Origin of the sequence: Bradyrhizobium sp. AUGA SZCCT0176 (assembly GCF_018130145.1) — a bacterium.
Lineage (GTDB): Bacteria > Pseudomonadota > Alphaproteobacteria > Rhizobiales > Xanthobacteraceae > Bradyrhizobium.
Map to the genome: position 1 here is coordinate 1 of NZ_JAFCMB010000003.1, position 22,307 is coordinate 22,307.

Here is a 22,307-nt window from a genome sequence, read left to right on the forward strand (position 1 = left end):
AACAGCCTGCCTAACCGTTGCCCTGCGTCATCGAGCGCCGCCGTGGTGCGCTCCAAATCCTCGCTGCCGAGCAACCGGATGAACCGGTCGCGCAGATCCTCGCGCTGAAAAAGGAAGAAGATGAGGAAGATCACCACGATTCCGGTGGTGGTGAAGGGAGCTGCGAGTGGTCGCAGCATGGCGATCAGTGCCTCCGACGCGCCCGGGTCTGGCTGATGGACTTCGACCGGGATAGGCGTTCTTGCCGGGCCGTCCGACAACGATGGCTTCGCCGTTTCGGCATCGCCACTTCCGGGCGACTTGAGCTCCCTGTCCAGGTTCTTCAACAGGCTGGAGGCGTTCTTGAGCACGCCAACGCTGCCAATCCGGTCCCGCAAATTATGGATTTTTTCGCCCAGCGTGGACTGATAGCGCGGCAGGTCGCTCGCGAGTTGGTTGACCTCGATCATCACCATCGCCGCAAGACTGAGGGCGATGGCCAGCGCCAGGCTGACGGCACTGAGCACCGCTATCGACCGCGGCACCTTCATGCGCTGGAATGCCCTCACGAGGGGCGACAAGACAAAACTCAAGAGGACGGCGACTGCGATCGGAACGAGGATTTCGCGCGTGAAATAGAGGGCGGCGACGACAAGTGCGCCGATCAAGAAGTTCGAAAATGCCAAGCCAGCTGGGACCAACACCTCTATTTACCAATGCGCGAGCCAACCCGGCACGGAAGTGCGCCGCGTGACCCTTAATGGAAATCCTGTTGGGAAGGTTCCAATTGCGAGCCGCATGAGATGTTGTCCCGTTCGAACGTATCTCTCCACAGACATCGGGTGCACTGCGATACTGATCGGGAAGAAGTGGCAAATTGCCGATGCCTCGCGCCGCGCTTCGCGGACAAGAGCGGAACCAAATCCAACCACTGCGGTTTGATCGGCTGATTACGCCCGTCTGCAACGCCACCAAGGATCAGCTCAAGGCGATGCCGGAATTCGAGTATTGAATTCGAATGGCCCGGCCTGGTCGTCGAGCCGTTTTCAGGAAGCTTCATACGTAGATTGAGTTTCTTCAGAGCACACGAAAGCGCGCTGCCCATGGAGGTGGCAAATCATGGTTGATCAACATCAGGTACAATCGATCATCGCGGACGCAATTTGCGAATGCTTCAAAGATCATCCCGAGCGAAGCATTGGCTTTGAGGAAGCCAAACAAATGGCAAAATGCGTCGTCGAGGCCCTGGCTAACGCCCGGCTGGAGATCTGCGTGAGTGAACAGGATTGAATGTTTGCGAGGTGCCTGGGCTTCGATATTTCCGTCGATGTCAGCGGATGAGCGGTAGGGTGTCGGCGCGAGTCATCGTCCTCCACCCGCCGCACTCTTCGAGCCCAGCGACCCAAGAGCGAGCTTCGCTCGTCTCGACCCTCAAGCGAGAGAAGTGCACTGAGTTCGTGGCTACCGATTCACTCAAGTGACATTGGGTTCGGCGCCCGCGTAATCCGCCCGATGGTCTTTCATCACTGAATCGTCTCATGCACGTCGAGAATGGGCACGTCCGGCGTTTTCATGATCTCGGCAATGACATTGTATGAAACGTCAACCGAGCCGGGCTTGTTCGGGTCAATCTTGACGTCTTTCACGTGAAGCGTCGCGCGAACCAGCCGGCCGTCGCTCAGGGTTATCTCGGTGACGCCGTGACGAACGCGGGAAACGACAGTTTCCGGGCGATGACCGATGTTGAAGGAAAATGGTTGTGCGTATCCGAACTTCATCGCCTCACCCTCGCATTTCACTTGCAGTCTCGTAACTTGGGCGCTTGCTTCCCGATCAGATTTTCGGCGCCCGGCCTGCCCGGTCGAATACCGGCACCTTCTCGACATCGTCGGGCGCAGCGGCAGACGGCGTATCTTCGGCAGCGTGTCGCAGCGCCTCGGTCTCGGCATCGAGGCCATCAACGGTTTCATTGGCCTGGCTGCCTGAATCGTGCGGTCGTGCCGGAACCTTGCCGTCCGTTCTGACTGGTTTCTGTTTTGCCATTGTCTGTCTCCTTGGAGGTCAAGACACCAATGAACCGCGGCGCGGTCGGTTCCGTTGCGTTTATGTGATCGCGAGTAGCAAACGCAGAAGGGCCCCAGCGTAAGGCTGGAGCCCTTCGTCGATGAGATCCGCTTGCCTGACTACGCGGCTTGCGCGGTCTCGGCGTGACGGTTGACCTCGGATTCCGCGAGCTGGCTCAGGGCGCTGTCCGTCGCCTTTTCTTCCCTGAGCGTGGCGTCGAGCAGTTTTACGGCGTCCTTGTAACCCAGTTCGCTCGCCCAGGTCTTCAGCGTGCCATAGCGGGAAATCTCGTAGTGCTCGACGGCCTGCGCGGCAGCCAGAAGGCCGGCGTCGAGGGCGGGCATGCCCTTGTACTCGTCCATGACTTCCTTGCCCTCGTCGAGAATTCCCATGATGGCATCGCAGGTCTTGCCCTTCGGGGTCTCTTCGATCGACGCAAACACCTGCTCCAGCCGCTCGACCTGGCCATCGGTCTCGGCCAGATGCTTTTCAAAGGCTGCCTTGAGCTTGGGCGACTGCGCCGCCTTGGCCATCTTCGGCAATGCCGAGAGGATCTTCTTTTCCGCGAAGTAGATGTCCTTCAACGTATCGAGGAACAGGTCCTGCAGTGCTTTCTCTTTCGCCATAACGGCCTCCGGCTGTTGGATTGTGTTGCGGTAGAACCAGCCGTACCGGGAGTTGTTCCTCAACTGCGTCCCGTGTGACGATTCATTTTTCTCGGCTCATTTTGTTTTTGGCGGCGCTGCAGCGGCTGTAGCTGAATCACAAAGACGCTCGTTGCACGCGTTGTCGCGATATCGCTTACGACCGGTTTGCCTGGATTGAAGGACGCGGCCACAACCCGCGTCAACGGTCAGAGCGTGATCGGCAAGACCGCTACCGATTGACCCATGGAAAGGGGTCCCTCACTGCTTTTGCTCGGGATGGAGCGTGGTCTTTTCGGCCATCATTTGCTTTATCAAACCGGCTATACCGTCCAGCGTGAGCTGGTCAGTCACATGGGATGATATACGCTTGTAGTGTTCAATCTTCTCATCGAGTTCGGTGCACTTTTTGCACATCGCTCACCTGCTTTCAGGCGGGAGCACAACACTCTCTGTCGCCGGTAGAGGCCAAAGGGCAGGACGGCGATAACACGGCAACTCCGATCTTTATGTCGCGTTCCCAGTGACCTCTGCTGGATCGAACAGGGTGGATCAAACGGCCACCGGCTGCGATGCTGCTACAGGATTAGCCATAACGAGGCGGCCGCGGCGGAGTAACCATCGTCTTCGGCTGCGAAGGCGCGACACGTGGCATTCCCGTTTCGATGACCGATTTGGCGCCCTCCGCCGCGCGATTCTGGCGGGAAGCCAGGATCTGTTCGGCGAGGTATTCCCACCGCTCGGCCTCACCGAGCAACCTCCAGCTATTGTCCGGATCGCACGCGGCCTGTTGACGGCAGAGCAAGGCCGTCGCGCGATACGCTTCAGCGCTCTTGAAACCGCCTTCCATAAAATCCTCCCCAGCTTTCGCGAGGTGCGACCGACCCCGCGTGAGGAGCAGAACGTTCCAGCCTGAGCCCTGTTCCTATGACGCCAGCGACAGGCCCTGTTCGGCTCGAAAACGCCGGTAGGAGGCGATGGCGGTGTTGGAGAGAAGCACCCGGCGACGCTCGCCGCGGCGAACCATCGTCTCGATCGTGTCGAGCAGGTGATTGGCCGCGGTGTCGGGATGGCCGAGTTCGCCCGTTGCCTCCAGATAGTCCCAGGCGATCTGGAAGGAATCTTCAATCGTTGTCATCAGCGTCTCGGTCATGCAGGCAAACGCCGCCGAGGGAGACCTGTTCCGTGACCATCGGCCGCTTGAAGTAAGTCGCGCGCGCCGGCGGCTCGGGCGACGTCGCGCATCAAGGAACGTGATCGTTCCTGCTGCCGCCGATGCGATGCGGCTTGTTCAGGAAGTATCCGCGATTGCCGAGTGCGGCTTCCGCGTATTGGTCGATCGAGACGATGATGGCCTGGACGTGCTGGTAGCACCAGCCTTCGCGGCAGGCCAACGTCCGGACTTCGGCGAGCGCCTTGATCCAGGGCGGATTATCCGCGTTGTGGTCGTACCATTTCAGCGGATCTGACGGCATCGGAATGGCCTCGCTTCATCAAATCTTCCAGCTCCGCCCGCTTACGCGAAAGCAGGAGGTCAGCCGTCGCGTTGTCGAGGCCGGCTTGATTGAGCCGGCGAACTGCCGAGCCCAGTTCGGCAAGCTGCCTGCGCAGCTTTTCGACTCTTGATTTCCAGGCCTCTTGATATCCAGGCCTCATCGCACACGACGGCCGCGCGCACCTTTCAAGGGCCCCTTGAAAGGCCCCCGGCCGGCGGCGCGGCAATCCGCTTTCAGCCGCTCATCGACATCGAGCAGGCGTTCTTCGCCGCCGAGCCTGTTCCGCTCGCTGATCAGCCCGAGCATCACGACGCGCATGGCCATCAGCTGCATCGAGGCCTCGGCGCAGTCCTCATCGCGGTTGATGTGTTGGCGGATGGTACTCTCGGCATCCAGCATTTGAGAGCGCAAGAACCTGATTTTCCTGCGGATTTCGTTCAATCTGTTATCCATGGCTCACCTCACCCGGGGTTGAGCCTATAGAGAACAAACAAAGAACAAATATCAAGTTAAGAATGCGGGCGGAGCCAAGAATCTTTGGGGGTCTTTGTGGGTCCGTGTGGGCCACGCCCGATCGGCTGGTGATCCCTTAACGGGCGCAGGCGCAGGCCTGCGCGTAACCGCGACTAGCAGTCGCGCGAGCAATCGCGGAATCAGATCCCGAATACCCAGACCGCGACGATAGTGACCAGGGTCGCGAGCCCGCTGATGGTCCATCCGGTTGCGTAGAGGATGTTGTCCTCGCCGGTGCCGCGCATCGCGTCGACATCCGCGGTTGCTGATCGCCAGTGCATGGCGCATCTCCACAGAGCCTGCCCGCTCTGATAACGCCGGTCCAGGTTCCCGGTTCCATCGTTCCGGGACATCGAGCGAGCGATCGCCGCTTTGAAGGTCAGGCCAAAACCGGCGCCCCCGCGCGGTTCACAAAAAAGGCCGCCCCCGGGCGGCCTTCTCTGAGTGCTTTGCGCCGTCGGCAAACACCATCACACCAGCAACAGACGGTCCGTCTTCGCGGGCGTCAGCTCATCCTCGTCTCTGACGATGATGGTGACATCCCAGCCTTCGCTGGCCCACACCCGCGCCTTGGCGAGTGCCATCAGCGAACTCATCCTGTCCATCCTGACGGTCTCGTTTTCCCGTTCCGCCACGATCCTGTACGACATGCAAGTTCCCCTTACGCACGAAATGACTGGCCGAGACATTTCAGTGCGGCTTTGACCGCAATTTGCTGACAATTTGTCCAATTGGCGGCCCGCCGGGCGGCGCCGGACCGCAAAACGCCTTATTTCGCCGAGTCACGCGGAACGTTTGCCTTTGTGACGAATTAGCGTCAGTGCAGGCGGGAGAAGTAGTATGTTGAATTTGTTCAGGCATTCCGAAGCAGCCGATCTCGAAAATATCCTGGCCCGGCACGCCATCAGGAACACCGCCGCTGCCGACGACGCGGAATCGCAAGAGAAGCAGTTCCGCGATCTGCTGCAGGCGCTGCCCGCCGCCATCTACACGACAGATACCGAAGGCCGGATCACGTTCTTCAACCAGGCCTGCATCGAGTTCGCCGGCCGCACTCCGAAGATCGGCGAGATGTGGTGCGTGACCTGGAAGCTGTTCTGGCCGGACGGCACGCCGCTGCGCCACGAAGACTGTCCGATGGCGATTGCGCTCAAGGAAAACCGCCCGGTGCGGGACGTCGAGGCGATCGCCGAACGGCCCGACGGCTCGCGCATCTGTTTCATGCCCTATCCGACGCCGCTGCGCGACGAGGCCGGCCGGCTGCTCGGCGCCGTCAACATGCTGGTCGACATCACCACCCGCAAGCAGGCCGAAGAGCGCATGATGCTGCTGACCGGCGAAGTCGATCATCGCTCGAACAATCTGCTCGCCGTGATCCAGGCCATGCTGCGGCTGACCAAGGCCGACACGGCGGAGGAGTTTCAAGCCGCGTTCCAGGGCCGGCTCCGTGCGCTCGCCAATGTGCAGCGGCTGTTCTCGGTGTCGCGCTGGACCGGCGCCAGCATCCAGACCATCATTCAGGAAGAACTTCGCCCCTATGGCTCGACGCGGGTCAGCATGACCGGGACCGACGTCCGGCTTCCCGCCTCACTCGCGCAGGCGATCGCGGTGGCCATACACGAACTCGCGACGAACGCCGCCAAATACGGCTCGCTCTCGGGCCCCGCGGGCAAGATCGACATCCACTGGCAGATCGATGAGGCTGACAGCCTTCAGCTGCGCTGGACGGAATCCGGCGGTCCCCAAACCGCCGAGCCGATGCGGAAAGGTTTTGGCGTCGACGCCATCGACGGCATGGTCCGCACCCTCAGCGGCCGGATCACGCGGCAGTGGAAACCCGAAGGACTGGACTGCGAATTGTCGTTCCCGGGCATCGGGGCGTAGCCCGCATTGCTCGTCATGCCCGGCCTCGTGCCGGGCATCCACGTCTTAGCCTCACCTAAGCAAGAAAGACGTGGATGGCCGGGGATAGGCGAGCGAAAGCGACGCCGTCCTTCAGACGGCTATGCCCGGCCATGACGGCTGTGATTAAGACCCCGTCCTACTTCCCCTGCCTCACCACCAGCGCCGGCTTGGTCACGCCGTCGAGGCCAGTCAGCATCAGAACCGTCAGCAGCGCGTTTTGCGGGCCGAAATACGCGTCCGTCGGCTTGTACCATTCGTTGCGCGAGTGCCAGTTGCCGCCCTCGCCGCCGCCGCCGATGGTGACGGCGGGAATGCCGAGCGACATCGCGATGTTGGAGTCGGTCGAGGAGCCCGCAAAGGTCACACGCGGCGCGCGGGTGACGGCGGCGACCGCGCGTTGCGTCGCCTGAACGATCGGGGAATCCATCGGCACGATTCCGGCGGGCCGGTCGCCGATCATTTTCGCCTCCACCGAAAGCTTGTCGGACTTCCAGCGTGCGTTTTCATCCGCCACCGCCTCCTTGACCAGATCGAGCAGGCGCGCCTCGAGCTTGAGCAGTTCGTCGGTCGAATTCGAGCGCATGTCGACCGCCATCCGCGCTTCGGCCGCGATGGCGTTGACCGAGGTGCCGCCGACAACGGTGCCGACCGTGAAGGTGGTCTTGGGATCGGACGGCGGCTGCAGCTCGGAGATCTTGGCGATCGCGCGGCCCATGGCGTGGATCGCGCTGGGCAGGCCGAATTCCTGGAACGAGTGACCGCCGGGGCCCCTGAAGGTGAACTCGTAGCGATGGCTGCCGGTCGCCTGGTTGACGACGCGGGTGATGCCGAGCCCGTCGATCGAGATGAAGCCGTCGATGTCCTTGTGATCGCGGAACAGCGCCTTGACGCCGCGCAAATTGCCGAGTTCCTCCTCGCCGACGGTGCCGACGAACATGATGTCGCCGACGGTCGCGATCTCGTTGGCGTTCATCGCCTTGATCAGCGACAGCAGCGCCGCCAGGCCGCGGGAATCGTCGCCGATGCCGGGCGCGACAAAGGCGCCGTCCTTTTCCTTTACCGTGACGTCGGTGCCTTCGGGGAACACCGTGTCGAGATGCGCCGACACCACGAGTTTCGGACGGCCGCCGCCCGACCCCTTGCGCAGCGCGATGACGTTGCCTTCACTGTCGATCGCGGCATCCTTGAAGCCGAGCTCCTGCATCCGCTTCTGATAATATTCGGCGCGGATCTTTTCCTTGTAGGGCGGCGCCGGAATTTCGGTGATGCGCTTTTGCTCGTCGAGAGTTCGCGCATCGTCGGCCTTGATGTCCTCAAGTGTCTTGGCGACCTTGGAATTGGCGAGGATGGGCTCTATCGCCGGCGCGGGCGCGGCCTGCCCCCAGGCCTGCGAAGCTGCCGCGACAAAGGCGATTGTCAGGATCGTGCGTTTGAAATTCATGAATGACTTCCCTCTCTCCTCGCAGGCCTCAGCCTGCACTTAAACCTGTGTCCTTCAGCCGCTCGGCGAACCAGCTCGACAAAGCCGGGTCTACCACGCCGCCGGTATAGACTTCCGACATCGCGACCTGCTTCTTGCCGAGCGTCACGAACACGCCGATCCAGTAGGCGAACCACAGATGCGGATCGGTCAGCGCCCGCAGCTTGTGCTGGTCGTGTTCCAGCGGCTGGTGATTGGCGGATTTCCGGACCTCGATCGTGAGCAGATTGTTGGGGATCTCGCGCTGATGCACGACGATATCGGGGTAGATCGATTTGCCGAGATGGTCGTCGGTCGAGATGATCGAACCGTGCGGCAGCCGCAGCGTCCGCTCGCCGAGTCTGTCGTAGTCGCAATCGACCTGCCAGCCGGCAAACTGATGTTCAAGATGCACCGCCAGCCGGTGCGTCAGCGGGCGCTCGCCGACGTCCTTTTCGAGCAGGAACGTCTCGTGCGCGTAAAACTCCGATAGCGCCGTGACGACCTTGTTCAGCTCGGTCTGCATGTCGCCTCCGACCTTCCGTCATTCCGGGGCGATGCGACGCATCGAACCCGGAATCTCGAGATCCCCCGGTGCGCAATTGCGCACCTGAGGTTCGCTTCGCGCCCCGGAATGACGGCTTTCAGCCGTCACATCTGCACTTCGATCAACCGCGGTCCCGGCTCGGCGACGGCTTCCGCCAGCGCCTTGACGAAATCGTCGACATTTTCGACGGCGCGGGCCGGCACGCCCATGCCCTTGGAGAGCGCGACGAAGTCGATGGTCGGGCGGTCGATCTTGAGCATGTCGAGCGCACGCTGTCCCGGCTCGCCGGCGCCGACGCCGTCGAACTCGCCACGCAATATCTGGTAGATGCGATTAGCGAACACAATCGTGACGACGTTGAGGCCTTCGCGCGCCTGCGTCCATAGCGATTGCAGCGTATACATCGCGCTGCCGTCGCCGACCATGCAGATCACCTTGCGGTCCGGGCAGGCGATCGCGGCTCCGGTCGCGACCGGCGTCGAATATCCGATCGAGCCGCCCAGATTCTGGATCCAGTCGTGCGGGGCGCCGGCCGCCATCACCGGAAAGAATGCTCGCCCTGTGGTGACGGATTCGTCGACGACGATAGCATTGTCCGGAATAGCCATGGCGATCGCCTGGGCAATTGACGCATGGTTCAGGGCGCCGGTCGGCTTGACGAGTTCGACCTTGGCCTGCGGCTTCACGTCCGCCGGCTTGGCGCCCACCGCCGAAGCCAGCGCCTCCAGCGCCGCGACCGAATTTTCGCCGCTCGAAGTCATGCGATGGACCTCGCATCCCTCAGGTTTCAGCAGGCTGGGCTTGTTCGGATAGGCGAAAAACGCCACGGGATCGTTGGCTTCGACCAGCACGATGTGCCGAAAACCCTTCAGCGCCGCTTGCGCCTGCTCGATCACGTAAGGCACCCGATCGATCGAAAACCGGCCGCGGCCGCGCGCCATTCTCGGACTGGCCAGCGGGCCCATCACCCTGCACCCGGTCTTGCCGGCGATTTGCGCCGCCAGCGTCAGTCCCTTCTCCGTCACCGCGCTGCCGGTCATCAACAGCAAGGTCTGTTCGCCTCCGCGAAGCACCTTTGCCGCCTTCTCGACCGCCTGCGGGGAGTAGCTCTGACGCTGCGATTCCACCGGCACCTCAGCCACGCCGTCGGCTTCGTTCCACGCGGTGTCGGCCGGCAGGATCAAAGTTGCGATCTGCGGCGGCGCACCACTCGCCGCGGCGATGGCGGCAGCGCCGTCACGGGCGACCGATTTCGCGTCCGGCGAAGTCCGAACCCAGGACGACATCGGCCGTGCCAGGCCCTCGATGTCGGAGGTCAGCGGCGCATTGTATTCGATGTGGTAGGTGGCATGCTGGCCGACGATGTTGACGACGCCGGAATTGGCCTTCTTGGCATTGTGCAGATTGGCAAGACCGTTGGCGAGCCCGGGGCCAAGATGCAGCAGCGTGGAGGCCGGGGTGCCCTTCATGCGGAAATAGCCGTCGGCGGCACCCGTCACCACGCCCTCGAACAGGCCCAGCACGCAACGCATGCCCTCGACCCGGTCCAGTGCGGCGACAAAATGCATCTCCGAGGTGCCGGGGTTGGTGAAGCAGACGTCGACGCCGCCTGCGACCAATGTCCGCACCAGACTTTCCGCACCGTTCATGGTCTCGCCCCCGTTCGCGATTGTTCTCAAGACGGCTCAAGATCAATCATTCTTCACCCGTTTCGTCAAAGGTTTAGCCGACAATGCAGCCATCGCCTCCGATGTGTTGCCTTTTTTAACCGCCGCGTCCGAAAATGGCGCGCTCACGGGCTCTTTGCTTGCGAAATCGCGGCAGTTATGGCCTGTCTCGCTGCATATTCTGATTTTTCACGAGGAAGAAAATGACCCGGGTTTTGGCTTTGTTATTTGCGACGTTGACGGTGCTGGCCGGTGTCGGTCACGCGCAAGCCCAGGACTTCGGGGGCTTCGTTGACTCGCGCGACATCTTGGGCGGCGGGCCGAATTTCCGCATGGGCGGATCGAGCTCGATCCGGCGGCAGACCGTGAACTTTGCCGGCAACTATGCCCCGGGCACCATCTACATCAACACCGCAGAGCGGCGGCTCTATCTGGTGCTCGCGGGCGGCCAGGCGCTGCAATACGGCATCGGCGTCGGCCGCGACGGCTTCCGCTGGAGCGGAACCCACCGTATCACGGCGAAGAAGGAATGGCCGAGCTGGACCCCGCCGTCGCAGATGCTGGCGCGGCGGCCCGATCTGCCGCGGCACATGAAAGGCGGCATCGACAATCCGCTCGGCGCCCGCGCGATGTATCTGGGATCGACGCTTTACCGCATCCACGGATCGAACGAGCCCGAGACCATCGGACAGGCGGTATCGTCCGGCTGCTTCCGCATGACCAACGACGATGTGACCGATCTCTATAGCCGCGTCTCGGTCGGCACCCCGGTGATCGTAAAGAACTAGCCGCATCCAGCGTCAGGGAACCGGCGGCGTCTGCCTTGACGCGCGAACAAGACTTGTTGACCTGAACCGGCCTCGCCAGGCGTGAACAAGTCTTGCGCGCACGCGCCGATTGCGGCAGCGTCGAGCCATAATGAGCGCAATTGGCCGGCCTCGATTCCCGCGAATGCTCGCAGCCGCCCTGGCTGCCGTAGCTCTCGGCGAAGTGTTGTTGCCCGCCGCGGCGTTGGCCGGGGATCCCTCCGTCGCCCAGCGTCAGCGCGCCCAGAAGAAGGTTTTCACCGACAGCGAGATCATCGAAGGCTTCTTCAAGATCGCCTTTGGCGCCGAGTATCATCTTGCCGGCCGCGTCGACCGCATCCGGAAATACGAAGCACCGGTTCGGGTGTTCGCCGACGGCACCCGCGCCGACCGCAAGGCCCAGCTCGCGAAGATCGTCGCCGACATCGCGGCACGGGTTCAGCACCTGGATATCGCGATGGCCGCGAACAATGATGATGCCAATGTGCTGGTCAAGCTGGTGCGCGACCGCGACCTCAACCGCACCATCATAACCTTCTACGGCAGCGAACGGGCGCGCGAGATTCGCTCCTCGCTCGATCCGCAATGCCTGAGCGGCTTTCGCAAGAACGAAAAGTTCGAGATCGAACATTCCGATGTGATCCTCACCGTCGACAATGGCGACTTCGTCTTCTTCGATTGCGCCTATGAGGAATTGCTGCAATCGCTCGGCCCGATCAACGACACCCCGACCGTGCCCTGGACCATGTTCAACGACAATGTGTCGATGGGCTATTTCGGCGTCTACGACCAGTACCTGCTCAACCTGCTCTACGATCCCCGGATCAAGGCCGGCATGACCGTGCAGGACGTCAGGGCGATCTTGCCCGACGTGCTCGCCGACGTCCGGGCATGGGTGCGCAAGGTGAATAACCTGACGGAGTGAGGCACGCTATCGCGATCGCTGCGTTGGCCTCCGTTAGCTTCCCTAGCTTCCCGACGCCGCCGTTGCGATGTCCGCTTCGAGGGAAGGAGCGGTGGTCGTGGCCAGACTGTCAAGATGGCGCGAATGACCCAAATGTGACATTCGTTAGCAGGCTGATATCGCCATGGCTAAGCCGGTTCTGCCTCTATCAAGTCATTTATTGGAACCTGTATAATGCGGACTCGTGAGCGACGAGCCAACGCAATCACTACGCGCTCGCACTGTGATAGGGGACACGATGCCTCGCTCTCTTCGGATGGTTTTCTTGCTTACAATGCTTTCGGCGAGCAACCTCATGACCGCGCGGGCCGATACTGCCACGCTTGTCACGATACCGACAACGAGAAGCGCTACTCAAGCATTCATCCTCATCAAGCCCGACCACCCTGTAGCGGCCGTCATTTTATTCGCTGGGGGACGGGGCGTGCTCGAATTGGAGACCGCGTCGTCCCGGGCTGCAAACTTCTTGGTGCGCAGTCGCGACAAATTCGCTGCCCACAACTTCATTGTGGCGGTCGTCGATGCTCCTTCCGATTATCAACAGCACGGCATGCCCATGATGTTCCGTGTGAGCCCTTCACATGCGGGCGACATCGCCGCGGTTGTGAGTTACCTGAAAAGAGAGGCTGCTGTGCCCGTATGGCTGATTGGAACCAGCGCAGGCACCTTTTCTGCGGCCATCGGGGCCATCGCCGGGGGAGTTGCAGATATGGCATTGTCGGAGATCACTGTTCCGACGCTTGTCATGTCGCACAGCGAAGACCTCTGCAGCGCGACGCCGGCGGCCGACGCGGCGATGTTGAGGATGCGGCTGACAAAGAGTAGCAAGGCGGAGATTGCGTTGGTCGACGGCGGCGACCGTCCCCAGTCTTCCCCCTGCGAAGCCAAATCGGCTCACGGTTACTTTGGTATAGAGGCCGAGGCCGTTGATACGATCGCCAATTTCATCAACAGCAACAGCAAATGACCGGATGATTGGTTGTCAGAGCCCACTTCGGCTTCTGGCACTTTTCGAACGTAACGAGCCTCACTGGCGATGTCGATCCATAGGGGTAATGCGGACATCACTTAGGACTGCGCCGACGTCCGAAAAATGACCCGGCACGGACTCGAGAACATCTTAGCTGGTTTGGCTTGTCGTTGGCACATACTAATCATAAAATGTGGATGATCCGCTTCAGAAGAGGAGCGAGCAATGAAACAACTCAAAGTTTCACTGATTCTAGCGGGCTTTGTTGCAACGCTATTGCTGGTATCAGGCGCGGTTGCGCAAACCAGCCCCGATCGCCTCGCCCTTAAGGGCTATGACCCGGTGGCCTACTTCACCGAGCAACGCCCGATGGTCGGCAATACGCAATACCAACACGAGTGGGACGGCGCCATCTACCGGTTTGTGTCGGCCAAGCACCTCGAAATGTTCAAGACTGACCCTGATCGCTATCTGCCGCAGTACAATAATTGGTGCGCAGCGTCGGTTGCGAAAGGCGAAAAGGTATACGGCAATCCCGAATGGTGGCTGGTGGTTGACGATCGCCTGTATTTGTTCGGAAGGCCGATCGGCCCCGATCTGATGAAGGCTGATCCAGTGGTTATGAAGGGCCAAGCTGACGAAAACTGGTTGAAAGTCTCTCGCCTGCCGACCCCGCCGGTACCGGGCTACATGCGTAGCGCGGGTGAAACAAAATGAGCGGGCTTACAGGCCGGCCGCCTTCAAGCCGTCCCGTAGATACGCGGCGTGGGTGGGATCCTTGAAGCGCGACCCGACGTTGTCCGTTTCGAAAAACGGCAGGCGGCGGCGGAGCGCCTCGACATAGCGCGCCGCCTGCTCCTTGCGTCCGAGTTGTGCGGCCGCCGCGGCGGCCGGCAAATTGAACATGGGAAAATCCGGGTAACGCGCGAGCCCGCGTTCGGCGATGCGCAGGGCATCTTCGTGCTGGCGCGCGAGGTAATAAGCGAGTGCCAGATCGAAAACGTGGCTGGGCTCAAGCGTGGGATCGAGTTTCAGTGCCAACTGGAGCGAGCCGATCGCTTCGGCTACTTGACCCGAGAATGATTGCACCCCACCCCACACCGCCAAGGCATTGACGTCGCTCGGATTGATTTCAATCGCGCGCTTGAGCGCGTGCTGCGCCTGATCGTATTCGGCGCGCGCAAGATGAATGCGACCAAGGGCGCGGTGTCCGTCGGGCTCGTCGGGCGCCAGCGCGATCGCTTTGCGGGCTTCATCAGCGCCGCGCGCAAGTTCGCGATCGGTGAATTCCGTCCAGCCCAGAAGCGCTTGCGAGTAAAGCGCTTCGGCCAGCAGAGCCCGCGCCATGGCATAGTTCGGATCCAGTTCGATCGCCTTAGCGATCAGCTCGCGAAAGCGCCGGTTTACCGTGCGCGTCGATGCATGGCCGAGGGCGCGGGCGCGCAGTACGAGATCGAACGCGTTGGGATTCGGCTTTGGCTGGTCGAGCGATCGCCGGCCTTCGACCAGGGCGATGTTAGCGGCCAGCGTGCCCGCGATCCGACGCGCGATGGCGTCCTGAAACTCAAAAATATCGGCGAGCTCGCCATCGAAGCGATCGCTCCACAGGACCGTGCCGGTTCGCGACTCGGTCAGTTGCGCGGTGATGCGCACCTGGCTGGCCGAGCGCCGCACGCTTCCTTCGACAAGGTAGGTTGCGCCCAGCTCGGACGCGATCTCTTGCTGTGTCGCAGGTCTTTTCTTATAGGGCAGCACAGCATTGCGGCCGATCACGCGCAACGTGTTAAATCGGCCGAGGGCATTGATAACCTCTTCGGTCGCACCGTCGACGAAATAATCTTGGCCGTCGTCGCCGGTTTGATTGGCGAAGGGCAGCACCGCGATGATCGGCATCGCGGTGACGGCAATCGGCTTTGACGGGGCGGAAGTCCGCGCCACATCGGGCCGGTCGCGGAACAGAGCAACCCATGCGACCATCGTCAGGATCGCGGCGACCGTCATCGCCGCGCCCGCTGCGGCCCGCATCGACCATCGTCGTTTCCGCTCAGTTGGCGGCATTAGCGCGCCGGCGATAGCCGCCACCGACGGCTCGATTCGATAGACCCTGATGGGATTCGCAATATTCTTCAGGCTCTGCTCGCCGGCGTCGGCGATGTCTATATCGAGCTTGCCCCGCACCTGCCGGTATGTGTCCTCGGACAGGCAAATGCCGCCCGGCGGCGCGATCTGCTCAAGCCGCGCCGCAATATTGACGCCGTCACCGAACACGTCGCCCTTGTCGACGATCACGTCCCCGATATGGACGCCGATCCGAAATTCGATACGGTTGCCGGCCGCGATGTCCCGATTGCGCTTTGCCATTCCGCTCTGCATCTCCACTGCGCAAGAGACTGCTTCGACGATCGACGGGAACCTGAGCAGGAGGCCGTCGCCTGTGGTCTTGACGATGTGTCCTTTGTGCGCGGCAATAAGCGGATCCACCAACTCCTTGCGATGGCCTTTCAACGCCAAGTGAGTGCCTTTTTCGTCCGTGCCCATTAGGCGCGAATAGCCCACCACGTCGGCCGCGACGATCGCAGTAAGGTGACGCTCTATAGGAGCCGTCGACACAATTGAGGTTCCAAAATTGCAGGACTGAGCATTGTAGCGCCATTCGCCACCGGAGTGCAGTACGTGTTTCTCGACAATATCGCTCCGGCTCTCACTAACTTACTGCAAGAAGTGAAAGCGCTCGCTGCCGCCATGGCGCCGATGAGGTGATCGAAATAGAGCTGCAAATTGCTGCGGTGCAGGAGTCCGTTGTTGGGGCACTTTTCGGACTTGAGCGGTGTCCGAATTGAGTCAGGAATAGGCACCAAAGCGGACATCAGCCGACCGCTCAGATTCATGGTTGGCGAAACGGCTATTCGCGGCAAACAATTCCGTCGATCTGTTCGGCGCAGGCCCGCGGCTGCAGCATCCCCCGGCGACCGTCGGATGGTCAGCGCGTGCCGGCACGATCCCCACAAGCAACGATATCCCGGGGAGATTTTCGACCCGCTCCCTCCGGCGGAGAGAACACCGCCAGGTATCCGCTGCCCCCTGCGAGCTTATATGTGGCGACCGCGCGATAGCCGACGGCGGTCAGTTCGCAACGCAAGAGCTCTATTGGCGTGCCATGTTTCGACGTCGGAAGCTCAAGGTCGACAATTCCGACCCGCGCACCCCGCTTCAGGGCGGACGAGAGATTGTAGAGGAAGGCATAGGGTTGGGCTATCTCGTGATACATGTGCACAAGGATTGCAGCATCCAGCGAGGAAGCGGGCAAGCGCGGGTCGTGTGGTTCGCCGAGCGCGAATTTGACGTTCGTCAACTTCAGTCGTTCTATTCGCCGGGCGAGCTCGACGAGGTAATCCCGCGTAACGTCTTGAGCAACGACAGAGCCTCCGGGCCCGACGAGGTGCGAGATCCTGACCGTGTGATAACCGCTGCCTGCACCAATGTCGCCGACCGTCATGCCTGGCTTTAGTTCAAGAAGACGGGCGATTTGACCGGTTTCATTCAGGGCGTCGCGGTGCTCTTCGGCAGAGCGGCGTGGGCTGACAATCTGCGCAACAGGGCGCTGAGGTAAGGGAAACTCGTTTGCAGCGGCTCCGGGGGGAGCCAGATGACCAATGTCAGCGGCGTATGCGCGAGTTGCGGCAAACGCCACTAGCGTCGCTGCACGGGCCAGTGTTATCACGCGCCTGCCGAGCAGGCGCAGCCGGTTTAGGCGCGGTCGTCCAGTTTTTGTGAGCTCAATAGGTGGACTCACACAGCCAACTCCATCTGTTCGCCTTGCGCTGGAGCACCCAACGAAGCCTAAGTGAGAATGCTGAGTACTCGAAGTCAACGGGTAAAGCCCGGCTGACGGTCGGCAACATCATCAGAATGCTGGCCCGCGTGCCGAAGTCCCGCGCAGGCTGTCACTTCGCTACGGCCATCGGACTGCGCGCCACAGCTCGAAGGCTATGTTCAAAATGTTTGACTCGCTCAACCAGACTTCATGTCTTCGTCCAGTATCACCAGCACCCAGGCTAGAAGCAGAAGCATCGTGGCAATAACGGAGTGCCTCCCCCAACATGAAGGCCACCCCAAAGCCTGCAACGATGAGGCCAACCAGTGTCTCCCGGCTGTATCCAACTAGCATTCGTTCCCATACTGCAACAGGATGCCTGACCATAGCTAATGTCGGTTGTTGGCACTAGACATGCCGACCGGCCGTGGACGATGTCCGCTCCCGGGAGAAGACGAGAAATCATGATGTCCGGACAAGCCGACGCGATTGACCCGAAGCGGACATGGGCGGGCTGGTTCGAGTTTCGCTCCGATCACTCTGGAAGACCAGCCTTTCGTAGGCCAGCGCTGAACAAAGCGAAATCCTCGCCCCGGCGGAATGACGCGAGATCTTTCAAGTTTGATATGCTCAAACCGGGCCTGTGTTTCAGTACCAACTCCACGCCGTGTTGTGCCGGTTCCAGACGTCCAGCCAGCCCATTGCTTGCCGCATACGCACAAATTGGCAGCAGAAAAGGCGGACTGTCACGCATGGACGTTTCGGCCCAGGCTGACGCGCTGTCGTAATCGCCTAACAGAAAATGCGCATATGCCGCTGCACCATGAACACCAGCGGGATCGCGAGGATTTAGGCGAACGGCATGTGCGACATGTTCGAGCGCCACATCCGGTTCACCTCTCCATACCCTCAGCCACGCACCGAGCGTCCAGGCGGACGCATGATTCGGATTAGCTTCCAGCCCCCGGTCCATGAAAGTCGCGGCCGCGTCGAACTCGTGCGCTATGAAAGCAAGTGCATAACCGCCCATACACAATGCCACGGAATCGTCGCTACCCAGATGCACTGCTTTCCAAGCCAAACTCGTGGCTTCGGCACTTTCCCGGACAGATTCGATCATCCATCCGCGCGCCTTTCGGTGCACGTAGCACCATGCTGCCATGCCGTAGGCGCAGGCTAGTTTGGGATCGACATCGATCGCTTTGCGGTAAAGCCGGAGCGCTTCTTGATTGGCGGCCATCGACTCAAAATCATGCTTGGCCATTCCGCGCAGGTAGTAATCATACGCCAGGAGATTCTCGGTTGGCTTTCGGTTGGCTCGCTTGATCTCCTCAATCTGTAATTTGGAGGCGATTGCGCCCACAACGCCCTCTGTCACGCGGTCCTGAAGGTCAAACATATCTTCGGGCGGGCCCTCGAAACGGCCGGCCCACAGGTGCGCTCTGGTTTCGGTGTCTATAAGTTGTCCTGCGATACGTATACGGTTTCCAGCTTTGCGCACACTACCGACAAGGACATAGCGTACGCCAAGCTCGCGACCAACTTGCCTTACGTCGACTGTCCGGCCTCTGTACGTGAAGCTTGAGTTTCGCGCGATCACAAACAGCCAACGAAAGAGCGACAACGCCATCGTGATGTCCTCCACGATGCCGTCAGCCAGGTACTCCTGCTCAGCGTCCGCACAAAGGTTCTGGAAAGGCAGCACCGCAATCGAGGACTTGTCCCGACGTGGAAGCGCGGGTTTTCGCGGCATCGCAACGTCGAGAACTCTAAAAGCGCGAACCGGACGATCGATGTTTTTGAGGCTTTGTTCACCCATATCGATGAACTCAGCCTGAATCTTGTCCTGGACATGATCGTAGGCGGACGATGAGATCCAGATCCCACCGGCCTCTGCGATGCTTTCGAGTCGAGCCGCGATATTGACGCCGTCTCCAAAAACGTCGTGAGGTTCGATGATTACGTCTCCGACATTGATGCCCACACGAAACATAATGCGACTATCTTCGGAGTCATCGACTGTAAGCTCCCTGATGCGGGCCTGGAACTGGACAGCAGCGCGAACCGCTTCGACCGCGCTCGGAAACTCTGCCAAGAACCCGTCGCCCGTGTTCTTCACGATCCGGCCCCCGCGTTCGGCAATTGCGGGGGTGACAGCGTCAATCAAAAGTGCCGCAACTTTGGCATGCGTAGCTTCTTCATCATTGTGCATGAGCCGCGAATAGCCAGCCACGTCGGCGGCCATTATGGCCGACAACCTGCGCTCGACCCGAATTGGCCGATCCTGCACCATGGTTCGCACCCTAACCGACAACATATTGTACGACGGATTGAGTGACCGGACTACTCGGCTAACGTCTGCTTCTGGCACCCTTCGTACCTGATGCGGTGTCCGAATTGGGTCAGGAATAGGCACCCAGGCGGACAGCAGCCGACCGCTCGGATTCATGATTGGCGAAACGGCTATTCGCGGCAAACGAGCCCGTCATGGGCGCCTACGAAATTCAGGATCTGTTCGGCGCAGGCCCGCGGCTGCAGCATTCCCAGCATCGCGTAAGGCGTATCGAGATGCGTCACGCGGACGGAGGCGATGTTGTCGCGCAGCGCGGCTTCCTGATCGGCGGACGAGATGTTGCTGCCGGTCGGATAGAGTGCGAGCGTGGGAGCCTTGATCTTCTGCAGGTAAGGCCTGGCGTCGACGGAGCCGGCGAACTCGACCATCGCAGCAACCACGTCGACGTCGGCCTTCCCTACTTCCCTGGCGTACCAATCCATGAAGGCCGGATCGAAACCGGCGGGAAACCGCGCCAGCGTGTTCGACTTGCGCACCCAGCCCTCGACGCCGAGCGCCCTGATGGCCTCGACCCAGCTCGGAAAGCCGACCGCATAGGCGTTGCGGATCCAGTCATTGGCCCACACCGCCGGCGCAAGCACCGACAGCGTACGCAGGCGCTGCGGCCGTTCGGCGGCGAAAATCAGCGTGATCGCGCCGCCGATCGCCTCCCCGACCAGGTGAAAATTCGGTGCGCCCGCGTGATCGGCCACCGCCTCGATGTCCCCGACATAGGCGGCCAGCGAGAGCGCGTGCGCCGGATCGTTCAGCGGCGACGATTGTCCGAGCCCGCGCAAGTCCGGACAGATCACCCGGTAGAACCGCGCCAGATACGGCACCATGTTGAACCAGAACTCGCCCGAGCGGGCGAAGCCGTGGATCAGGATGATGGTCTCGGCCTTGCGCCAGCGGTCGGTGTAGTCGTGAACCGCGTAGTGCAACGGTGTCCCGTCACCGGCTTCGACGGTCGGCATCGCGGCGCTCCCATCAGTTCGGTTTCAGACGGAGTTCTCTGGCGAGCTGCTCCATCTGGACAAATTCGCTTTGCGCGTATTTGGCGGCGTCTTCGGCGCTGATCACCCAGACCTCCTCGCCGCGTTTGGCCGCCATCGCCTTGAATTCGGGGCTTTGCGCCGCCCGGGTCAGAACGTCGCGCAGTTTTTCAGAGCGATCCTGAGGGATGTCGCGTGGCGCGATGACCGCGCGCCACAGCAATGTCTGGGATGGCGCCATCTTGACGTCATCAAGGCTTTCGACGTTGGGCAGCGTCGGAAAGCGCCGCGCCGTGGTCAGCAGCAGGCACTTTGCTTTTCCTTCGGCGACAAATTGCGCGATCGAGGCGATGGCGCCGCCATAAATGTCGATGGTGCGCGCAAGGAAGGCCGTTACCGTCTGGTCGGCGCCGGTAAAGGGGATGATCCGCTGGCGGATGCCCTCGGGTTGAAAAATCCGTGCGGTCGAAAACTGCACGAAGGCGCCGACGCCGTCCGAACCATAGGTGTATTTGTCGGGGTTGTTCTTTAGCTCGGCGAGGAACTCGCCTGCGTTCTTCGCCGGAAAATCCGGGTGGACGCAGAGCACGCCGGCGGCCTGCGTGATCATCGCGACAATGCGGTAGTCGGCCTGCTGGAAGCTTTGCGCCGCAACATGCGGGGCCATGGTGATGGCGCCGCTCGGCACCCCGCCGATGGTGTAGCCGTCCGGCTCGGACTTCGTCACAAAGCCGACGCCGATGGTGCCGCTGGCGCCGGGCTTGTTCAGGATCACGATCGGCTGGCCGAGCATCGGCGCTGCGACCTGGGCCAGCGACCGCATGATGGTGTCGGTGCTGCTTCCGGGCCCGGCGGGCACCACCAGCTGAACCGGCCGCTCGGGATAGTTGTCGGCCGACGCCGGCGAAACTACGCCGGCCATGAGGGCAGCTATTACGGCTACCGCGCCGATTCGGGCCAGCCCGGCAAAACGGCGCGACCAGGGCCACCACATCATGTCAGCGAATTTCTCCGTCGCGTCCTCCCCAATTGCCGGCAAGCGCCGTGATCTGAGTTCCGGCCAGCGACAACGCTGGGTTTTGCCTACGAAAACTTGTGACTTGCGGGAGCAAATCTTGTCTAATGAGTTAAAGGAAATCGTGTATAAGCTTTTCAAATGAATGACCTCCCCCGTACCCAGGCCCTGCGCTGCTTCATTACCGTGGCGCGCGAGGGCGTTGTGTCGCGCGCGGCCAGTTTGCTGAACCTGACCCAGCCGGCCGTCAGTTTGCAGCTAAAAGGGCTGGAGGAAAGTACCGGCCTGTTGCTTTTCAACCGAACACCGGGCGGCTTTACCCTGACCGAAGCCGGCGCCGCCCTGCTGCCGCTGGCGCACAAGGCGATATCGGCCTCGTCGGATTTCAAGACGATGGCGGATTCCCTGCGCGAGTCGGTACGGGGATCGCTTCGGGTCGGCACGATCCTGGATCCCGAGTTCATCCGGCTTGGACCTTTCGTGCGGAGCCTCGCCACTTCCTTGAAACAGACCGAAGTCTTCCTGCGCTACGGCATGAGCGACGACGTGCTGGCGCAGATCGGCAGGGGCGACCTCGACGTCGGATATTATGTCGACGCCACGCCTCCGGAATCCCTGTCGTTCCCGAGCTTCTCCGAGCGCCACATCGACGACGGAAAGTACCAGCTCGCGCCGCTGATGAGCTACCCGTACCGGGTGATTGCTCCAGCGGAATGGAGCGACCGGGTGATCGGCAAGGACTGGCCCGACCTGATCGGCCTGCCGTGGCTCGCGACGCCGCCGCACTCGGCGCATCGGCGCCTGCTCGACAATATCTTCCGCCCCATGGGCTCGCTGCCGAAGCGGGTGGCCTATGCCGACCAGGAAGAGGCCATGATCGACTTCGTCGAATCCGGCATCTGCCTCAGCCTCGCGCGCGACTGCACCCTCGATCGCATCACCCGCAAGCGGAACTTCGTGATCGCCGACAAGGTGACGGTGACCTGCGACCTCAGCTTTGCCTGCCTGACATCGCGGCGGCACGAACCGGTGATTTCGCACGCCTTCTCGGCCATGCAGGCGGTGTGGGATTTGAAGCCGACCAATGCCCTGCCCGCGCCGGTGGCCGCGCCAAGGTCGCGGAAAAGTGCACGAAGATAA

General features: G+C 61.3%; 25 protein-coding genes. 7 read left to right on the forward strand and 18 right to left on the reverse strand.

The window, feature by feature from the left end; translation table 11 throughout:
- Positions 1–647: AI-2E family transporter (locus JQ600_RS08290; RefSeq protein WP_212489773.1), on the reverse strand; the 647-nt coding region annotated here is incomplete at its 3' end.
- Positions 648–1,098: 451 nt separating this feature from the next.
- On the opposite strand from JQ600_RS08290, the gene JQ600_RS08295 reads away from it, so the two are divergent.
- Positions 1,099–1,269 carry a hypothetical protein gene (locus tag JQ600_RS08295; RefSeq protein ID WP_212391355.1) on the forward strand — a complete coding sequence of 57 codons (171 nt, stop codon included), beginning with the start codon at positions 1,099–1,101 and terminating at the stop codon, positions 1,267–1,269.
- A gap of 233 nt (positions 1,270–1,502) precedes the next feature.
- Here the strand turns inward: JQ600_RS08295 and JQ600_RS08300 are convergent, their stop codons facing one another.
- The 9 genes from JQ600_RS08300 to JQ600_RS08340 all read right to left on the reverse strand — a co-directional run bounded on the left by JQ600_RS08300 (position 1,503) and on the right by JQ600_RS08340 (position 5,346).
- A complete protein-coding gene (locus JQ600_RS08300) occupies positions 1,503–1,757 on the reverse strand; it encodes a hypothetical protein (RefSeq protein ID WP_212391356.1) in 255 nt (84 codons plus the stop codon).
- 55 nt (positions 1,758–1,812) lie between these two features.
- Positions 1,813–2,022, reverse strand: coding sequence for a hypothetical protein (locus JQ600_RS08305; RefSeq protein WP_212391357.1), 210 nt, complete (start codon positions 2,020–2,022; stop codon positions 1,813–1,815).
- A 140-nt stretch (positions 2,023–2,162) separates the two neighbouring features.
- Positions 2,163–2,669, reverse strand: a complete 507-nt coding sequence (locus JQ600_RS08310; RefSeq protein WP_212391358.1) for a ferritin-like domain-containing protein — start codon at positions 2,667–2,669, stop codon at positions 2,163–2,165.
- 604 nt (positions 2,670–3,273) lie between these two features.
- The gene (locus tag JQ600_RS08315; RefSeq protein WP_212263529.1) at positions 3,274–3,537 is read right to left on the reverse strand and encodes a hypothetical protein; all 264 of its coding nucleotides are present in this window, start codon (positions 3,535–3,537) and stop codon (positions 3,274–3,276) included.
- Positions 3,538–3,612: 75 nt separating this feature from the next.
- Positions 3,613–3,825: a hypothetical protein gene (locus JQ600_RS08320; protein ID WP_249133142.1), complete on the reverse strand. Its 213-nt coding sequence runs from the start codon at positions 3,823–3,825 to the stop codon at positions 3,613–3,615.
- Positions 3,826–3,931: 106 nt separating this feature from the next.
- Complete coding sequence (locus tag JQ600_RS08325) at positions 3,932–4,162, reverse strand: hypothetical protein (protein ID WP_212001304.1); 231 nt, start codon at positions 4,160–4,162, stop codon at positions 3,932–3,934.
- A gap of 177 nt (positions 4,163–4,339) precedes the next feature.
- Positions 4,340–4,624 carry a hypothetical protein gene (locus tag JQ600_RS08330; RefSeq protein WP_212391359.1) on the reverse strand — a complete coding sequence of 95 codons (285 nt, stop codon included), beginning with the start codon at positions 4,622–4,624 and terminating at the stop codon, positions 4,340–4,342.
- A gap of 212 nt (positions 4,625–4,836) precedes the next feature.
- Positions 4,837–4,977, reverse strand: coding sequence for a hypothetical protein (locus JQ600_RS08335; RefSeq protein WP_212263486.1), 141 nt, complete (start codon positions 4,975–4,977; stop codon positions 4,837–4,839).
- Between the two features lie 189 nt (positions 4,978–5,166).
- Positions 5,167–5,346, reverse strand: a complete 180-nt coding sequence (locus tag JQ600_RS08340; RefSeq protein WP_212263485.1) for a hypothetical protein — start codon at positions 5,344–5,346, stop codon at positions 5,167–5,169.
- A 190-nt stretch (positions 5,347–5,536) separates the two neighbouring features.
- Between JQ600_RS08340 and JQ600_RS08345 the strand changes: the two genes are divergently transcribed.
- Positions 5,537–6,580 carry an HWE histidine kinase domain-containing protein gene (locus JQ600_RS08345; protein ID WP_212391360.1) on the forward strand — a complete coding sequence of 348 codons (1,044 nt, stop codon included), beginning with the start codon at positions 5,537–5,539 and terminating at the stop codon, positions 6,578–6,580.
- A 157-nt stretch (positions 6,581–6,737) separates the two neighbouring features.
- On the opposite strand, the gene JQ600_RS08350 is transcribed toward JQ600_RS08345, so the two are convergent.
- From JQ600_RS08350 to JQ600_RS08360, 3 genes are all read right to left on the reverse strand, one after another.
- On the reverse strand, positions 6,738–8,042 hold the full coding sequence (locus JQ600_RS08350; RefSeq protein ID WP_212391361.1) for a M20/M25/M40 family metallo-hydrolase: 1,305 nt from the start codon (positions 8,040–8,042) through the stop codon (positions 6,738–6,740).
- A 28-nt stretch (positions 8,043–8,070) separates the two neighbouring features.
- Positions 8,071–8,586: a hypothetical protein gene (locus JQ600_RS08355; protein WP_212391362.1), complete on the reverse strand. Its 516-nt coding sequence runs from the start codon at positions 8,584–8,586 to the stop codon at positions 8,071–8,073.
- 125 nt (positions 8,587–8,711) lie between these two features.
- Positions 8,712–10,256 (reverse strand): acetolactate synthase large subunit, encoded by a 1,545-nt coding sequence (locus JQ600_RS08360; protein WP_212391364.1) that lies wholly within the window; start codon positions 10,254–10,256, stop codon positions 8,712–8,714.
- A gap of 221 nt (positions 10,257–10,477) precedes the next feature.
- On the opposite strand from JQ600_RS08360, the gene JQ600_RS08365 reads away from it, so the two are divergent.
- The 4 genes from JQ600_RS08365 (at position 10,478) to JQ600_RS08380 (ending at position 13,731) form a co-directional block, all read left to right on the forward strand.
- Positions 10,478–11,062, forward strand: a complete 585-nt coding sequence (locus JQ600_RS08365; protein ID WP_212263480.1) for a L,D-transpeptidase — start codon at positions 10,478–10,480, stop codon at positions 11,060–11,062.
- A gap of 163 nt (positions 11,063–11,225) precedes the next feature.
- Positions 11,226–12,005: a DUF2927 domain-containing protein gene (locus tag JQ600_RS08370; RefSeq protein WP_249135764.1), complete on the forward strand. Its 780-nt coding sequence runs from the start codon at positions 11,226–11,228 to the stop codon at positions 12,003–12,005.
- Between the two features lie 334 nt (positions 12,006–12,339).
- Positions 12,340–13,011 (forward strand): hypothetical protein, encoded by a 672-nt coding sequence (locus tag JQ600_RS08375; RefSeq protein ID WP_212391366.1) that lies wholly within the window; start codon positions 12,340–12,342, stop codon positions 13,009–13,011.
- A 228-nt stretch (positions 13,012–13,239) separates the two neighbouring features.
- On the forward strand, positions 13,240–13,731 hold the full coding sequence (locus JQ600_RS08380; RefSeq protein ID WP_212391368.1) for a YHS domain-containing (seleno)protein: 492 nt from the start codon (positions 13,240–13,242) through the stop codon (positions 13,729–13,731).
- A gap of 6 nt (positions 13,732–13,737) precedes the next feature.
- Here the strand turns inward: JQ600_RS08380 and JQ600_RS08385 are convergent, their stop codons facing one another.
- From JQ600_RS08385 to JQ600_RS08405, 5 genes are all read right to left on the reverse strand, one after another.
- The gene (locus JQ600_RS08385; RefSeq protein WP_212391370.1) at positions 13,738–15,624 is read right to left on the reverse strand and encodes an adenylate/guanylate cyclase domain-containing protein; all 1,887 of its coding nucleotides are present in this window, start codon (positions 15,622–15,624) and stop codon (positions 13,738–13,740) included.
- 370 nt (positions 15,625–15,994) lie between these two features.
- Entirely contained in the window at positions 15,995–16,726 is a 732-nt protein-coding gene (locus tag JQ600_RS37210) for a class I SAM-dependent methyltransferase (protein ID WP_409363345.1), read from the reverse strand.
- Between the two features lie 637 nt (positions 16,727–17,363).
- The gene (locus JQ600_RS08395) at positions 17,364–19,121 is read right to left on the reverse strand and encodes an adenylate/guanylate cyclase domain-containing protein (RefSeq protein WP_249135766.1); all 1,758 of its coding nucleotides are present in this window, start codon (positions 19,119–19,121) and stop codon (positions 17,364–17,366) included.
- 170 nt (positions 19,122–19,291) lie between these two features.
- Complete coding sequence (locus JQ600_RS08400) at positions 19,292–20,134, reverse strand: alpha/beta fold hydrolase (RefSeq protein WP_212391372.1); 843 nt, start codon at positions 20,132–20,134, stop codon at positions 19,292–19,294.
- 13 nt (positions 20,135–20,147) lie between these two features.
- On the reverse strand, positions 20,148–21,149 hold the full coding sequence (locus JQ600_RS08405) for a tripartite tricarboxylate transporter substrate binding protein (RefSeq protein ID WP_212391374.1): 1,002 nt from the start codon (positions 21,147–21,149) through the stop codon (positions 20,148–20,150).
- A 159-nt stretch (positions 21,150–21,308) separates the two neighbouring features.
- Between JQ600_RS08405 and JQ600_RS08410 the strand changes: the two genes are divergently transcribed.
- A complete protein-coding gene (locus tag JQ600_RS08410; protein WP_212391375.1) occupies positions 21,309–22,307 on the forward strand; it encodes a LysR family transcriptional regulator in 999 nt (332 codons plus the stop codon).

Excerpts from the sequence above, each read along its gene's own strand:
- JQ600_RS08400 (WP_212391372.1), bottom strand. The coding sequence starts at position 20,134 with ATGCCGACCGTCGAAGCCGGTGACGGGACACCGTTGCACTACGCGGTT.
- JQ600_RS08335 (WP_212263486.1), bottom strand. The coding sequence starts at position 4,977 with ATGCACTGGCGATCAGCAACCGCGGATGTCGACGCGATGCGCGGCACC.
- JQ600_RS08350 (WP_212391361.1), bottom strand. The coding sequence starts at position 8,042 with ATGAATTTCAAACGCACGATCCTGACAATCGCCTTTGTCGCGGCAGCT.
- JQ600_RS08310 (WP_212391358.1), bottom strand. The coding sequence starts at position 2,669 with ATGGCGAAAGAGAAAGCACTGCAGGACCTGTTCCTCGATACGTTGAAG.
- JQ600_RS08315 (WP_212263529.1), bottom strand. The coding sequence starts at position 3,537 with ATGGAAGGCGGTTTCAAGAGCGCTGAAGCGTATCGCGCGACGGCCTTG.
- JQ600_RS08410 (WP_212391375.1), top strand. The coding sequence starts at position 21,309 with ATGAATGACCTCCCCCGTACCCAGGCCCTGCGCTGCTTCATTACCGTG.
- JQ600_RS08320 (WP_249133142.1), bottom strand. The coding sequence starts at position 3,825 with ATGACAACGATTGAAGATTCCTTCCAGATCGCCTGGGACTATCTGGAG.
- JQ600_RS08365 (WP_212263480.1), top strand. The coding sequence starts at position 10,478 with ATGACCCGGGTTTTGGCTTTGTTATTTGCGACGTTGACGGTGCTGGCC.
- JQ600_RS08300 (WP_212391356.1), bottom strand. The coding sequence starts at position 1,757 with ATGAAGTTCGGATACGCACAACCATTTTCCTTCAACATCGGTCATCGC.
- JQ600_RS08305 (WP_212391357.1), bottom strand. The coding sequence starts at position 2,022 with ATGGCAAAACAGAAACCAGTCAGAACGGACGGCAAGGTTCCGGCACGA.
- JQ600_RS08295 (WP_212391355.1), top strand. The coding sequence starts at position 1,099 with ATGGTTGATCAACATCAGGTACAATCGATCATCGCGGACGCAATTTGC.
- JQ600_RS08360 (WP_212391364.1), bottom strand. The coding sequence starts at position 10,256 with ATGAACGGTGCGGAAAGTCTGGTGCGGACATTGGTCGCAGGCGGCGTC.
- JQ600_RS08325 (WP_212001304.1), bottom strand. The coding sequence starts at position 4,162 with ATGCCGTCAGATCCGCTGAAATGGTACGACCACAACGCGGATAATCCG.
- JQ600_RS08370 (WP_249135764.1), top strand. The coding sequence starts at position 11,226 with ATGCTCGCAGCCGCCCTGGCTGCCGTAGCTCTCGGCGAAGTGTTGTTG.
- JQ600_RS08355 (WP_212391362.1), bottom strand. The coding sequence starts at position 8,586 with ATGCAGACCGAGCTGAACAAGGTCGTCACGGCGCTATCGGAGTTTTAC.
- JQ600_RS08340 (WP_212263485.1), bottom strand. The coding sequence starts at position 5,346 with ATGTCGTACAGGATCGTGGCGGAACGGGAAAACGAGACCGTCAGGATG.
- JQ600_RS08395 (WP_249135766.1), bottom strand. The coding sequence starts at position 19,121 with ATGGTGCAGGATCGGCCAATTCGGGTCGAGCGCAGGTTGTCGGCCATA.
- JQ600_RS08375 (WP_212391366.1), top strand. The coding sequence starts at position 12,340 with ATGACCGCGCGGGCCGATACTGCCACGCTTGTCACGATACCGACAACG.
- JQ600_RS08405 (WP_212391374.1), bottom strand. The coding sequence starts at position 21,149 with ATGATGTGGTGGCCCTGGTCGCGCCGTTTTGCCGGGCTGGCCCGAATC.
- JQ600_RS08345 (WP_212391360.1), top strand. The coding sequence starts at position 5,537 with ATGTTGAATTTGTTCAGGCATTCCGAAGCAGCCGATCTCGAAAATATC.
- JQ600_RS08380 (WP_212391368.1), top strand. The coding sequence starts at position 13,240 with ATGAAACAACTCAAAGTTTCACTGATTCTAGCGGGCTTTGTTGCAACG.